11 protein-coding genes, 1 tRNA gene and 1 pseudogene are annotated in these 12,993 nt (G+C 68.2%); 7 read left to right on the top strand and 6 right to left on the bottom strand.

Annotated elements, in window-relative coordinates; genetic code table 11:
* Nucleotides 1-6 precede the first annotated feature (6 nt).
* The 3 genes from DIE06_RS06965 (at nucleotide 7) to DIE06_RS06955 (ending at nucleotide 3,637) form a co-directional block, all read left to right on the top strand.
* On the top strand, nucleotides 7-1,560 hold the full coding sequence (locus DIE06_RS06965) for a sensor histidine kinase (protein WP_124660762.1): 1,554 nt from the start codon (nucleotides 7-9) through the stop codon (nucleotides 1,558-1,560).
* A gap of 231 nt (nucleotides 1,561-1,791) precedes the next feature.
* Nucleotides 1,792-3,450: an MFS transporter gene (locus DIE06_RS06960; protein ID WP_124660761.1), complete on the top strand. Its 1,659-nt coding sequence runs from the start codon at nucleotides 1,792-1,794 to the stop codon at nucleotides 3,448-3,450.
* A 110-nt stretch (nucleotides 3,451-3,560) separates the two neighbouring features.
* Nucleotides 3,561-3,637 (top strand) — tRNA-Met (locus DIE06_RS06955).
* 101 nt (nucleotides 3,638-3,738) lie between these two features.
* Here the strand turns inward: DIE06_RS06955 and DIE06_RS06950 are convergent.
* Both DIE06_RS06950 and DIE06_RS06945 read right to left on the bottom strand, forming a co-directional pair.
* A complete protein-coding gene (locus tag DIE06_RS06950; protein WP_124660760.1) occupies nucleotides 3,739-4,713 on the bottom strand; it encodes a LysR family transcriptional regulator in 975 nt (324 codons plus the stop codon).
* A gap of 197 nt (nucleotides 4,714-4,910) precedes the next feature.
* Entirely contained in the window at nucleotides 4,911-5,879 is a 969-nt protein-coding gene (locus tag DIE06_RS06945) for a GlxA family transcriptional regulator (RefSeq protein WP_124660759.1), read from the bottom strand.
* A 116-nt stretch (nucleotides 5,880-5,995) separates the two neighbouring features.
* Here DIE06_RS06945 and DIE06_RS06940 point away from each other — a divergent pair, with 116 nt between their 5' ends.
* Together DIE06_RS06940 and DIE06_RS06935 are read left to right on the top strand one after the other, a co-directional pair.
* Complete coding sequence (locus tag DIE06_RS06940) at nucleotides 5,996-6,679, top strand: DJ-1/PfpI family protein (RefSeq protein ID WP_124660758.1); 684 nt, start codon at nucleotides 5,996-5,998, stop codon at nucleotides 6,677-6,679.
* A 93-nt stretch (nucleotides 6,680-6,772) separates the two neighbouring features.
* A complete protein-coding gene (locus tag DIE06_RS06935) occupies nucleotides 6,773-7,084 on the top strand; it encodes a cupin domain-containing protein (protein WP_124660860.1) in 312 nt (103 codons plus the stop codon).
* Between the two features lie 9 nt (nucleotides 7,085-7,093).
* On the opposite strand, the gene DIE06_RS06930 is transcribed toward DIE06_RS06935, so the two are convergent.
* Both DIE06_RS06930 and DIE06_RS06925 read right to left on the bottom strand, forming a co-directional pair.
* Nucleotides 7,094-7,378, bottom strand: coding sequence for a PAAR domain-containing protein (locus tag DIE06_RS06930; RefSeq protein ID WP_124660757.1), 285 nt, complete (start codon nucleotides 7,376-7,378; stop codon nucleotides 7,094-7,096).
* Nucleotides 7,379-7,537: 159 nt separating this feature from the next.
* The gene (locus DIE06_RS06925) at nucleotides 7,538-7,930 is read right to left on the bottom strand and encodes an MAPEG family protein (protein WP_124660756.1); all 393 of its coding nucleotides are present in this window, start codon (nucleotides 7,928-7,930) and stop codon (nucleotides 7,538-7,540) included.
* Nucleotides 7,931-8,353: 423 nt separating this feature from the next.
* On the opposite strand from DIE06_RS06925, the gene DIE06_RS06920 reads away from it, so the two are divergent.
* The gene (locus DIE06_RS06920; RefSeq protein ID WP_124660755.1) at nucleotides 8,354-11,461 is read left to right on the top strand and encodes a transglycosylase domain-containing protein; all 3,108 of its coding nucleotides are present in this window, start codon (nucleotides 8,354-8,356) and stop codon (nucleotides 11,459-11,461) included.
* Between the two features lie 34 nt (nucleotides 11,462-11,495).
* On the opposite strand, the gene DIE06_RS06915 is transcribed toward DIE06_RS06920, so the two are convergent.
* Nucleotides 11,496-11,843 (bottom strand): GFA family protein, encoded by a 348-nt coding sequence (locus DIE06_RS06915; RefSeq protein WP_124660754.1) that lies wholly within the window; start codon nucleotides 11,841-11,843, stop codon nucleotides 11,496-11,498.
* A 155-nt stretch (nucleotides 11,844-11,998) separates the two neighbouring features.
* Here DIE06_RS06915 and DIE06_RS06910 point away from each other — a divergent pair.
* A pseudogene (locus tag DIE06_RS06910) lies at nucleotides 11,999-12,263 on the top strand (DUF1272 domain-containing protein).
* A gap of 16 nt (nucleotides 12,264-12,279) precedes the next feature.
* Here DIE06_RS06910 and DIE06_RS06905 read toward each other — a convergent pair.
* The gene (locus tag DIE06_RS06905; RefSeq protein WP_124660859.1) at nucleotides 12,280-12,963 is read right to left on the bottom strand and encodes a FadR/GntR family transcriptional regulator; all 684 of its coding nucleotides are present in this window, start codon (nucleotides 12,961-12,963) and stop codon (nucleotides 12,280-12,282) included.
* Between the last annotated feature and the right edge of the window lie 30 nt (nucleotides 12,964-12,993).

Genomic DNA, 12,993 nt, shown 5'->3' with positions numbered 1-12,993 from the left:
GCCGCGATGGCCACGCCGGCCCATCCCCGCCATCCGACCGGCGAGCAACCGTCCGCCGCCGACGCCGCGCGCGACGCGCGCTACGAGAACCCGTTCGCGCCGCCCGACGAAACCGACACGCCCGAGGCCGCGCGCCCGCGCTCGCTGTTCGGCGAAATCCTCGACTGGATGCTCGCGCCGCTCCTGCTGCTGTGGCCGATGAGCATCGCCGTCACCTATCTCGTCGCGAAGACGATCGCGAACGGCCCGTTCGACCGCGCGCTCGAGACGAATGCGTACGTGCTCGCGCGGCAGATCCATCCGGTCAACGGCGTCGCCGAGCTGACGCTGCCGCAGCAGACGCGCGACTTCCTGCGCGCGGACAACATCGACAGTGTTTACTTCCAGGTGCTCGGCACCCGCGGCGAGCTGGTCGCGGGCGAGGCCGACATGCCGCTGCCGCGCGACGAGGACCGCCCGCCGCCGGGCGTCGTCGTGTTCCGCGACGACCTGCTGCGCGGCAACGACGTGCGCGTCGCGTATACAACCGTCGCGCTGCCGGAGTCGAGCGGCACGCAGCCCGTGCTCGTGCAGGTCGGCGAGACGCTCGACAAGCGCAACGCGCTCGCGAACGACATCATCAAGGGCGTGATCCTGCCGCAGTTCGTGATCCTGCCGCTCGCGATCCTGCTCGTGTGGTTCGGGCTTTCGCGCGGGCTCGCGCCGCTCAACGCGCTGCAGGCGCACATCCGCGCGCGGCGGCCCGACGACCTGTCGCCCGTCGAGGCGCAGCGCGCACCGCCCGAGATCGAGCCGCTCGTCACGTCGTTCAACGACCTGCTCGCGCGCCTCGAACAGAACATGGCGCTGCAGAAGCGCTTCATCGCCGACGCCGCGCACCAGATGAAGACGCCGCTCGCGGGGCTGCGCACGCAGGCCGAGTTCGCGTTGCGTCACCCCGTGCCGCCCGACGTGCAGCGTTCGCTCGAGCAGATCGCGACGAGCTCCGAGCAGGCCGCGCGGCTCGTCACGCAACTGCTCGCGCTCGCACGCGCCGAGAACCGCGCGAGCGGGCTGACGTTCGAGCCGGTCGAGATTGCCGCACTGGCGCGCCGCACGGTGCGCGACTGGGTGCAGGCCGCGCTCGCGAAGCGAATGGACCTCGGCTACGAAGGCCCGGAGGACGACGCGCCGCTCGACGTCGACGGCAATCCCGTGATGCTGCGCGAGATGCTCGGCAACCTGGTCGACAACGCGATCCGCTACACGCCCGAAGGCGGCCGCATCACCGTGCGCGTGCGGGCCGAGCGTGCGGCGCGGCGCGTGCATCTCGAAGTCGAGGACACCGGGCCCGGCATCCCGGCCGCCGAACGCGACCGCGTGGTCGAGCGCTTCTACCGGATCCTCGGCCGCGAAGGCGACGGCAGCGGCCTCGGGCTCGCGATCGTGCGCGAAATTGCCGCGCAGCACGGCGGCACGCTGACGCTCGACGATCATGTCTATCAGCAGGCGCCGCGCCTCGCCGGCACGCTCGTGCGCATCAGCCTGCCGCTGTCGGAAACCGCCCCGGATCAATCCTGACACGCGCCGGCGCCGATCCTGCACAGCAGGCCGCGATCGCGTCGAAACCGGCGCTTTACCGGCCGTTTGCGACACGATCGGCGCGCGAAACGACCGATTCGGCGCGGGTTAACGCGCAGTCGTTTTGTCCGCGCGAGTCAGTGCGCCGTAAGTTTCCCTGCCAATAATCGTCGACAGGCCCGCCCTCCCAAGGCGGCCGCACATTTATATCAAGGGACTTGGAGACGATTCATGGCAACGTTAGGCGGGCAAATTTCGCACGCGCCGATGACGGGCGAAGAGAAGAAGGTGATCTTCGCGTCGTCGCTAGGCACCGTGTTCGAGTGGTACGACTTTTACCTGGCCGGGTCACTCGCGGCCTACATCAGCAAGAGCTTCTTCTCCGGAGTCAATCCGACCGCCGCATTCATCTTCACGCTGCTCGGCTTCGCGGCCGGCTTCGCCGTGCGGCCGTTCGGCGCGATCGTGTTCGGCCGGCTCGGCGACCTCGTCGGCCGCAAGCACACGTTCCTCGTGACGATCGTGATCATGGGCATCTCGACCTTCGTGGTCGGCTTCCTGCCCGGTTACGCGTCGATCGGCATCGCGGCGCCCGTGATCTTCATCGCGATGCGGCTGCTGCAGGGCCTCGCGCTCGGCGGCGAGTATGGCGGCGCGGCGACCTACGTTGCCGAGCATGCGCCGGCGAACCGTCGCGGCTTCTACACCGCGTGGATCCAGACGACCGCGACCCTCGGCCTGTTCCTGTCGCTGCTCGTGATCCTCGGCGTGCGCACCTTCATCGGCGAGGAAGCGTTCGGCAGCTGGGGCTGGCGCGTGCCGTTCGTCGCGTCGATCCTGCTGCTCGCGGTGTCGGTGTGGATCCGGATGCAGCTGAACGAATCGCCGGTGTTCCTGCGCATCAAGGCGGAAGGCAAGACGTCGAAGGCGCCGCTGACCGAAGCGTTCGGCCAGTGGAAGAACCTGAAGATCGTAATCCTCGCGCTCGTCGGCCTGACCGCCGGCCAGGCCGTCGTATGGTACACGGGCCAGTTCTACGCGCTGTTCTTCCTCACGCAGACGCTGAAGGTCGACGGTGCCAGCGCGAACATCCTGATCGCGATCGCCCTCCTGATCGGCACGCCGTTCTTCCTGTTCTTCGGCTCGCTGTCGGACAAGATCGGCCGCAAGCCGATCATTCTCGCCGGCTGCCTGATCGCGGCGCTCACCTACTTCCCGCTGTTCAAGGCGCTCACGCACTACGCGAACCCGCAGCTCGAGATCGCGACGCAGAAGGCGCCGATCACGGTCGTCGCCGACCCGGCCGGTTGCTCGTTCCAGTTCAACCCGGTGGGCACGTCGAAGTTCACGAACTCGTGCGACATCGCGAAGAGCGCGCTTGCGAAGGCCGGTCTGAACTACGAGAACGTCGCGGCGCCGGCAGGCGCGACCGCCGAGATCAAGGTGGGCGACACGGTGATCCCGGCCTATGACGGCAAGGCGGCCGATGCGAAGGCGCAGGGCGCGGCGTTCGACAAGACGCTCGCGTCGACGCTGAAGGCGGCCGGCTACCCGGCGAAGGCCGACCCGGCGCAACTCAACTGGCCGATGACGATCGTGATCCTGACGATCCTCGTGATCTACGTGACGATGGTCTACGGCCCGATCGCCGCGATGCTGGTCGAGATGTTCCCGACGCGGATCCGCTACACGTCGATGTCGCTGCCCTATCACATCGGCAACGGCTGGTTCGGCGGCTTCCTGCCGGCGACCGCGTTCGCGATCGTCGCGGCGAAGGGCAACATCTACTCGGGGCTGTGGTATCCGATCGTGATCGCGCTGGCGACGTTCGTGATCGGGCTGCTGTTCGTCAAGGAGACGAAGGACTCGAACATCTACGCGCAGGATTGAGGTCGGACGCGGGCGGGAACCCGCCCGCAACCCGGGCCGGCAACTTTTTTCAGGGAAGACGAAAAAAGGTGTTGACAGTCCGGGGGCATATCAGCATAATTCAAGTCTTCGGCGAATTAGCTCAGTCGGTTAGAGCGACGGAATCATAATCCGCAGGTCCGGGGTTCGAGTCCCTGATTCGCCACCAAATGCGAAAAGCCGCTGTTCCGCAAGGATCAGCGGCTTTTTTCATTGCTTCATCCGGCGCACGCGGTGTCGCGCGTCCTTCAGGCCACGCGCGCTCCGCTGCTACGCCACCACTGCCCCACGCTGCGCGTCGGGCGCCTCCGCACGCACCTTCCCGCGCCAGTTCTCCCCGCCCTCCAGCGCCGGCGTCGACTCGAACAGCTCCGCGATCCAGTCCGCGAACACGCGCACCTTCTGCGACAGATGCCGATTGTGCGGATACACGATCGAGATCGGCTTGGGCTTCGGATTGCAGTCGGGCAGCACCTCGACGAGCGAGCCGTCGCGCAGGTTCGGCAGCACCATGAACAACGTCGGCTGGATCATTCCGAACCCTTCGAGCCCACACGTCACGTACGCATCCGAATCGTTGACGGTGACACTGCCGTTCATTCGCACCTCGACCGGCTTGCCCTCGATCATGAACACCCACGGAATCGCCCGCGCGCCGTGGCTCGCACGGAAATTCACCGCATGATGGTCGGCCAGGCCGGCGATCTCCTGCGGCTCGCCGTGACGCGCCAGATAGTCGGGCGACGCGCAGGTCACGCGCTTGAGCATCCCGATCCGCCGCGCGACCATCGACGAGTCCTCGAGCGGCCCGACCCGGATCATGCAGTCGATGCCCTCCTCGACCGGATCCACGTAACGGTCCGACAGGCCGAGGTCGAGCGTGATGTCCGGATAGCGCTGCCGGAAGATCGACAGCGCCGGCAGCACGACACGCCGCCCGAGCGAACTCGGCATGTGGACGCGCAGCACGCCGCTCGGCTTGCGGTTGCCGGTCTGGAAACTCGCGTCGGCTTCCGCGATCTCCGAGATGATCTTCATGCAATGTTCGTAGTACGCGGCGCCCTCCGGCGTCAGCGACAGCCGGCGCGTCGTCCGGTGCATCAGGCGCACGCCGAGCAGCGCCTCGAGATTCTGGATGATGGTCGTCACCGATGCGCGCGGCATCGCGAGCGTGTCGGCCGCGCGCGTAAAGCTGTTCGCGTCGACCACGCGGGTGAAAACTTCCATTGCCTGGATGCGGTCCATGCTGCGCCCCCTTCGAATCGCCAACGGAACAGAATAGAGCGCGCAACGCGCGCGGCACAAGCCCCCGCCCATTGTTCTCCACTTCTGAATAGTTGCGGCGCTTCGGACTGGAAAGTGATCAGGATTCGTGCAGTTCCGGACGACGGCGGCACCGTCCCCGGTTGCCACGCGCGGCTCGCTCACCGCGCACCGGCGCGTTACCGCACGAACCGCTCGCGATAACCCTGCGGCGACACGCCGAGCACGCGCACGAAACTGCGCCGCAGCGTCTCTTCCGAACCGAAACCGCACCGCGTGGCGATCCGCTTGACCGGCCACGCGGTTTCGCCGAGCAAGCGCTGCGCGGCCTCGACGCGAATCTGTTCGACCGCGCGTGCGGGCGTGCGGCCGGTGCCCGCGCGGTAGTGGCGCACGAAGCTGCGCTCGCTCATGCTGACGCGCTCGGCGAGCGCAGGCACCGACAGGTCGGCCGTCAGGTGCTCGGCGATCCATGCATGCAGTTCGCCGAAGCGATCGTCGGTGCGCTGCATCGACAGCATCGCGCTGAACTGCGCCTGCCCGCCCGGCCGCTTCAGGAACACGACAAGCTCGCGCGCGGCGTCGAGCGCGACCGCCCGCCCGAGATCCTCCTCGACGAGCGCGAGCGCGAGATCGATGCCGGCCGTCACGCCGGCCGACGTCCACAGCGCGCCTTCGCGGATGAAGATCGGATCGGGCTCGACGCGCACGTTCGGGTAGCGCGCCGCGAATTCGTCGCAGCGCGCCCAGTGCGTGACCGCGCGCCGCCCGTCGAGCAAGCCGGCCTCGGCAAGCAGGAACGCGCCGGTGCAGACCGACGCGACACGTCGCGCGCGCTGCGCCTGCTGCCGGACCCAGCGCACCGTCCGCGCATCCTGCGACGCGGCATGCACGCCCTTGCCGCCGGCCACGATCACCGTATCGGGCCGCCCGGCCGGGCGCAGCGAATCGGCCATCACGACGAGGCCGGACGACGTCTCGATCGGCCCGGCCTCGGCGGCGACGACGCGCGGCGCGTACGGTGCGGGCTGGCCGCGCTCCTGCGCGAGCTCGTTGACGGATGCGAACACTTGCAGCGGCCCGGTCACGTCGAGCAACTGCGCACGGGGGAACGCGAGGACCAGGATCGAGCGCGGAACGGCAGGCATGGCGATTGGCTGAAAACGTGGGTGATCTGGCAATTTCGCCAAACACTACGCGCCTAGAATCGATCTGTCCATCGTGCGCCGGCCGCGGCGCATCCCCTTCCCTTCGGAGTGTTCGCATGACCCTGCATATCGGCCTTCTCGTGTTTCCGGGCGTCCAGCAGCTCGATCTCACCGGCCCGCACGACGTGCTCGCGTCGCTGCCCGACGCGGCTGTCCATCTGGTCTGGAAATCGCGCGACGCCGTCGTATCGAGCAGCGGCCTCGTGCTCGCGCCGACCTGCACGTTCGACGACTGCCCGCCGCTCGACGTGATCTGCGTGCCGGGCGGGATCGGCATCAACGACCTGCTGCTCGATGGCGACACGATCGCGTTCGTGCAGCGGCGCGCGGCCGCCGCGCGCTACGTGACGTCGGTTTGCACCGGCGCGCTGCTGCTCGGCGTGGCCGGCCTGCTGCGCGGACGCCGCGCGACGACGCACTGGGCGTTTCATTCGCTGCTCGAACCGCTCGGTGCGGTGCCGGTGCGTGAGCGCGTGGTGCGCGACGGCAACCTGATCACCGGCGGCGGCGTGACGGCCGGCATCGACTTCGCATTGACGATCGCCGCCGAACTTGTCGGCGACGAAGAGGCGCAGTCGATTCAGCTGCAGCTCGAATACGCACCGGCACCGCCGTTCGAAGCGGGTTCGCCGGATACCGCGCCGGCGTCGGTGCTGAAGCGCGTGACCGAGCGCTCGGCGGCAGGGCTCGAAAAGCGCAGGCAGACGATCGACGCGGCCTTGCGCGCGATGTCGCGCTGAGTCCGGCGCACGGAAACCGGCGGGCACGCACGCATGGAACACGACCACGCCGCACGCCCGCCTTCCACGGTATTCGCACTCACGAACCTGACGATGAACATCATCCGCAGCCCCGCATTCACCGCGCAGCGCCCGTGGGGCGCGCTGGACATCGCGAACCTGAACGGCATCACGGTCCGCCTGCACTGGACCGATCAGCCGTACCGGTGGCACGTGAACGACGGCGAGGAAGTATTCGCGGTGCTCGACGGCCGTGTCGAGATGCGCTACCGCGAAGCGGGCATCGAGCACGCGACGGTGCTCGAAACGGGAGACGTATTCCACGCGACGATCGGCACCGAACACGTCGCGCACCCGCTCGGTGAAGCGCGCATCCTCGTGATCGAGACTGAAGGCAGCGTCTGACGACGGGCTTCAGCCCGAGATGGTGCCCGTGCCCTGCGACGGGATCAGCTTCGGCTGCGGCGTGCACAGGCACTGGCACCGGTCGTGTTCGAGCGCGACGACCTTGCCCATCACGGTCATCGTCCGCTCGCCGCCGTCGGACACGATCACGCCCTGGGTCTTGCACGCGGCGCAGAACACCGGCGCGCCGAGATAGGCGAGCTCGCGGCCGTCGAACGACGAATTGGCGATCCCGTCGAGCACGACGCCGCCATGGTCGGTCGTGTCGCCCTTCAGAATGAATTTGCGGCTCATGGTTCGGCTCTCCCTCGGAAACGCCGCGCGGCACGGCGTCGGGCCGCTTGCGGGCAGTCGGTATCCGCCCGTCGGTCGCGGGCGTTTCGCGAGGATATCACCGGCGCCGCGGCGAATCGTCGAATGCGCGTCGGTCACCGCGGCATTCGCGACGTCCGCTCAGACGAACAGCGCGACGCATAGCGCGGCGCCGCACAGATACGTGCCGAGCGCGCCGATGAAACGCACGGGATTCGGCCTGGCCATCGTCGGCCACGCGAGCAATCCGATCACGAGCAGACAGCGGCATGCGGTTGCCGCGACGATCAACGATACGATCGCGCGCGACGGATCGTGTGCGCCGAAATAGAGAAACAGCACCGCGAGAAACGGCGTGTATTCGGCCGTGTTGCCGTGCGCGCGCACGATCTTGTGCAACCCGTTGGCCGGATCGGACACACACCCGGAACCGGTGGTGTGCCGGAAGCGCGTTACTGAAACGACGAGACCGAGCCCGAACAGCAGCAAACCGAGGATCGCCGTGCAGACGAGCGCGACGGGATGGATCGACATGGAACCCCCTACGAAAGCGAACATGCGCCGCACATCCGGTGATCGTGCCTGCAACCAGTGCAGCCGGCTATTGCCCAGACTTGTAGCGCGGTCATGCGCCAGCCATTATTTCCCGAACGGGATCAGACCCGATTTGCCACGATATCACAACGCACAAGGCCGGTGCATCGACGGCCTGGCCGCTCGCCGGGGCCGACCCGCCGGCGCTGCCGGGCACGCGGACGCATGCGCGCAAAACGCGCAAACGATGCGTCACGGCGGCGCTTGCGTCCCGAACGCAACGCCAGTGATCGCGCATCGCGGGCACGTGCGTTGCGTCGGCGCATCTCGGTAGTGAACGCCCTTGGCAGCCCGCTGCGGAGGACTACACTAATCCTTAATGAGAGGTGCGGCCGGAGCCCGCGCCTTCAGGGAGACGCCGCCATGAATCGGCCGCTGAATCGTATCCTGCCGCGCGTGACCGGTAGTGCATCGGTCTGGACGTGGATCAAGTGGTCCTTGCTGGCCGCGCTGGTGATCGCAATCGCGATCATGGCGCGACTCGTGATGACCGAGATCGCAACGTCGCGCCTGCAGGCGCACTATCTGTCCGAGCTCACCCGCGACGTCGGCTACACCATCGAGGCGGGCGCAAGCGATCACATTCGCTTTCCCGCCAACGGGCCGTACGACCAGCGCCTCGGCTACTCGATGATTCCCGCGTTCCAGCAGCGTCTGCTCGCGCGCGGCTTCGTCGTCGGCAAGCAGGCGCGCGATTCGGAACGGATGCTGTCGCTCGCCGATCGCGGCCTGTTCCTGCCTTACGAAGAGAAAGACCAGGCCGGGCTGATGCTGTTCGACTCGACCGGCTCGCCGCTGTTCGCGACCGTGTTCCCGCAGCGCGTGTACGCCGACTTCGACACCGTGCCGCGCGTGGTCGCCGATTCGCTGCTGTTCATCGAGGATCGCTACCTGCTCGACGCGAACCAGCCGAACCGCAACCCGGCGATCGACTGGGGGCGCTTCGGCCGCGCGCTCGCCGACCAGGCGCTGCACGTCGTCAACCGCCACCAGGCACGCCCGGGCGGCAGCACGCTAGCGACGCAGATCGAGAAGTTCCGCCATTCGCCCGACGGCCGCACCGCGACGCCGCCGGAGAAGTTGCGGCAGATCGCATCCGCGTCGATCCTCGCGTACATGAACGGCCCGCAGACGATGCTCGCGCGCCGCTCGATCGTCGTGCGCTACCTGAACTCGGTGCCGCTCGCCGCGCGGCCGCATGTCGGTGAAATCACCGGCATCGGCGACGGTCTCGCCGCGTGGTACGGCCGCGACTTCAACGACGTGAATCGCATCCTGTCCGCGCCGACGACCGGCGACAACGTCGACGAACAGGGCAAGACGTTCCGCGAGGTGCTGTCGCTGATCATCGCGCAGCGCGCGCCGTCGTACTTCCTGAATCGCGGCTATCCGGCGCTGCAGAAACTGACCGACAGCTACCTGCGGCTCCTGTCGAACGGCGGCGTGATCTCGCCCGCGCTGCGCGATGCGGCGCTCGCCGCGCAGATCGAGCGCAGCGCGCCGCCGACCGCCGCGCACGTGCAGTCGTTCGTGTCGCGCAAGGCTGTGTCGTCCGCGCGCGCGTCGCTGCTGTCGGCACTCGGGATCAGCGACGTGTACCAGCTCGACCAGCTCGACCTGGAAGCCACCAGTACGCTCGACAACGGTGTGCAGCAGGCGGTCGCCGAACGGCTCGCGACGGCGTCGACCCGCGACGGCGCACAGGCCGCCGGCCTGTACGGATTCGAGATGCTCGCGCCGAAGGACGACCCGTCGCACCTCACGTACAGCTTCACGCTGTATGAGCATCGCAACGGTGCGAACATGCTGCGCGTGCAGACCGACAGCGTGAACCAGCCGTTCGACGTAAACCGCGGCGGCCGCATCAACCTCGGCTCGACCGCGAAGCTGCGCACGCTGATCACCTACCTCCAGATCGTCTCCGAGCTGCATGCGCGCTACGGCAACTTGTCGAACGCACAACTCGCGCAGGTGAAGCCCGACCCGATCGACGGGCTGTCGCACTGGGCGCTCGACTACCTGTCGCACACGCGCGACCGCTCGCTGCAGGCGATGCTCGACGCGTCGGTCGAACGCAAGTACTCGGCGAGCCCCGACGTGTTCTACACGGGCGGCGGCGCGCAGGTGTTCTCGAACTTCGAGAAGTCGGACAACGGCCGCATCCTGACGCTGCACACGGCGTTCGAGCATTCGGTCAACCTGGTGTTCGTGCGGCTGATGCGCGACATCGTCCACTACGAGATGCTGAAGGCGGCCGGACCGTCGTCGTCGTGGCTCGGCGATCCGGCGCAGCGCAAGCATTACCTCGAGCAGTTCGTCGACGGCGAAAGCCAGGTCTACCTGAAGCGCTACTACACGCGCTATGCGGGCAAGGCGCCCGACGACGCGCTCGCGCTGATGCTGCAGGACGTGCGCAAGTCGCCGCCGAAGATCGCGACGGTGCTGCGCAGTGTCGCGCCGAACGAATCGCTCGCGTGGTTCGAAGCGCAGATGCGCGCGCAACTGAAGGGCACGCCGGCCGCGACGCTGTCGGACGACGATCTCGCCGCGCTCTACGCGAAGTACGCGATCGACCGGTTCAACCTCAACGATCGCGGCTATATCGCGAGCGTCCACCCGCTCGCGCTGTGGACGCTCAACTACCTGCGCGCACACCCGAGCGCGTCGCTCGCCGACGTCCGGCGCGACAGCCGGGACGCGCGCTTCTACACGTACTCGTGGCTGTACAAGACGCGCTACCACGGCACCCAGGACCGGCGCATCCGCCGCATGGTCGAGCTGCGCGCATACGCGGAAATCACGAAGGCGTGGCGCGCGCTCGGCTACCCGTTCGAGGAAGTCACGCCGTCGTATGCGGCCGCGATCGGCGCATCGGGCGACCAGCCCGACGCGCTCGCGAAACTGATCGGCCTGATCGCGACCGGCGGCCAGAAGGCGCCGACCGAGACGATCACGCGGCTCGACTTCGCGAAGGGCACGCCGTACGAAACGCGCTTCGTGCGCGCGACCGCGCAGCCGCAGCCGCTGCTGTCGCCGGAGATCGTCAACGTGGCACACACGCTGCTGCGCGACGTCGTGCTGAACGGCACCGGGCGGCGCCTGGCGGGCGGCTTCACGCTGCCCGACGGCAAGACGCTCCAGGTATACGGCAAGACCGGGACAGGCGACCAGCGCTTCAATGTCTACGCGCGCGGCGCGCGGCTGATCGAGTCGCGCAAGGTCAATCGCAGCGGCACGTTCGTGTTCGTGCTCGGCGATCGTTTCTTCGGCGTGCTGACGGCGACCGCGCACGAACCGTACGCGGCGCGCTACGACTTCACGAGCGCGATGGCCGTGCAGTTGCTGAAGTCGATGGCGCCGGCGCTCGCGCCGCTGATCGAGCGCCCGGCCGAGGCCGGCACGCGCACCGCGGGTCCCGCGCCGCAGGCCGAAACGCCGGCGCCGCAGGCCGCGCCGGCCGAGCCGTCCTGAGGGCGGCCCGTGCGCTTGCGCGACGACGCGCCGCTCAGTGCGAGCGGCCGTCGTAGTGCGTGACGGGCAGCGCGTCGAAATCGACATCCTCGAGGCATCGCACGTTGATTGCGGCCATCTCGGTGCCGTTCGGATGGGTGCCCTCGCCGAACGTGTGAATCCCGCAGCGCTTGCAGAAGCGATGCCGGATCACGTGCTTGTTGAACATGTAGGTGGCGAGATTGTCGTCGGGCGTGAGAAGCGTCATGTGGTCGCGCGGCACGAACCACATCAGCGCGCCCTTGCGCCGGCAGATCGAGCAGTTGCAGGCCATCACGCCCTGCAGGTCGCCTTCCGCCTCGAACTTCACGTCGCCGCAGTGACAGCTTCCGCGATAGAGCATGGTCGTCTCCCGGGGCGGCCCGTGCGCGTCGACGGTGCCCCGGCGGGACACCGTTGGCCGGGCCGACTCAAGCAGGTACAGTAGCGCGCACCCGCGTCGCGCGCAATGTGCGGCGGCGCCCGTCCCGACTCGCTCCGATCACGAGGAAAACCGCCATGCTCGAACTGCGCCCCGGCTGCGAATGCTGCGACAAGGACTTGCCGCCCGATTCGGCGGATGCGCGCATTTGTACATTCGAGTGTACGGGGGCGGCGGCGAGCCTTTCTGCGCGAACTGCGCCGACGACGTGCTGAAGGGCCGTTGCCCGAACTGCGGCGGCGAACACTGGTGGTGCGTCCGCGCCGGCCGGCGAGCCTGCTCGCGAAATATCCGGCGTCGACGCAGCGCGTCCTGAAGCCGGGCGGCTGCGCGAACCCCTGACGGCCCACCCTCCCCGTCACGACATCTCGATCCGCGCGCGCGTCACCGCGAGCAGCGACGCCATCGCGCGGCGCGCGCCGTCCTCGTCGCGCACGCGGATCGCGTCGCTGACGGCCACGTGTTCGGCGAGCGACGCGTTGTAGACTTCCGCCCGGCGCGCATTCAGGTGCAGTTGCGCCTCGAGCGTGCGATCGATCAGCGCGCCGAGCGGCACCAGCAGCTCGTTGCCGCCGGCCTCCAGCACGCTCAGGTGAAAGCGCAGGTCCGCGCGTACCCATTCGTCGACGTTGCGCGCGGCGGCCATCGCGCGCGCCGCGCCGTCGATTGCGTCGAACGCTTCGGGCGTATGTGCGCGCGCAGCCAGCGCCGCCGCGTGCGGCTCGATCATCTCGCGCATCTCCTGCAGCTTCAGCGCGAACGCGAGCGGCGGCGCGACGCGTGCATACCAGTCGAGCAAGTCGGCGTCGAGCAGGTTCCACGCGCGGCGCGGCCGCACGCGCGTGCCGACCTTCGGCCGCGATTCGACCAGCCCCTTCGACGTCAGCGTGCGCAGCGCCTCGCGCATCACCGTGCGGCTCACGCCGTACATCTCCATCAGGTCGGGTTCCCTCGGCAGCAGTGATTCCGGTGGATAGTCGCCGCGCAGGATCGCCGTCGCGAGCCGGAAGGCCGTCTGTCCATGCAGGTCGCGTTGAATGATCGTTCTCCGTTGGGCGGGCTCGCCGCGGCT

The organism is Burkholderia sp. Bp8998 (assembly GCF_003854235.1).
Taxonomy (GTDB): domain Bacteria; phylum Pseudomonadota; class Gammaproteobacteria; order Burkholderiales; family Burkholderiaceae; genus Burkholderia.
The sequence above is the reverse complement of the archived record's forward strand: the minus strand, read 5'-3'. Positions and strand labels throughout refer to the sequence as shown.

Bases quoted from the DNA above. Each gene is read 5' to 3' on its own strand.
- DIE06_RS06965 (WP_124660762.1), top strand. From the start codon at position 7: ATGGCCACGCCGGCCCATCCCCGCCATCCGACCGGCGAGCAACCGTCC.
- DIE06_RS06960 (WP_124660761.1), top strand. From the start codon at position 1,792: ATGGCAACGTTAGGCGGGCAAATTTCGCACGCGCCGATGACGGGCGAA.
- DIE06_RS06950 (WP_124660760.1), bottom strand. From the start codon at position 4,713: ATGGACCGCATCCAGGCAATGGAAGTTTTCACCCGCGTGGTCGACGCG.
- DIE06_RS06945 (WP_124660759.1), bottom strand. From the start codon at position 5,879: ATGCCTGCCGTTCCGCGCTCGATCCTGGTCCTCGCGTTCCCCCGTGCG.
- DIE06_RS06940 (WP_124660758.1), top strand. From the start codon at position 5,996: ATGACCCTGCATATCGGCCTTCTCGTGTTTCCGGGCGTCCAGCAGCTC.
- DIE06_RS06935 (WP_124660860.1), top strand. From the start codon at position 6,773: ATGAACATCATCCGCAGCCCCGCATTCACCGCGCAGCGCCCGTGGGGC.
- DIE06_RS06930 (WP_124660757.1), bottom strand. From the start codon at position 7,378: ATGAGCCGCAAATTCATTCTGAAGGGCGACACGACCGACCATGGCGGC.
- DIE06_RS06925 (WP_124660756.1), bottom strand. From the start codon at position 7,930: ATGTCGATCCATCCCGTCGCGCTCGTCTGCACGGCGATCCTCGGTTTG.
- DIE06_RS06920 (WP_124660755.1), top strand. From the start codon at position 8,354: ATGAATCGGCCGCTGAATCGTATCCTGCCGCGCGTGACCGGTAGTGCA.
- DIE06_RS06915 (WP_124660754.1), bottom strand. From the start codon at position 11,843: ATGCTCTATCGCGGAAGCTGTCACTGCGGCGACGTGAAGTTCGAGGCG.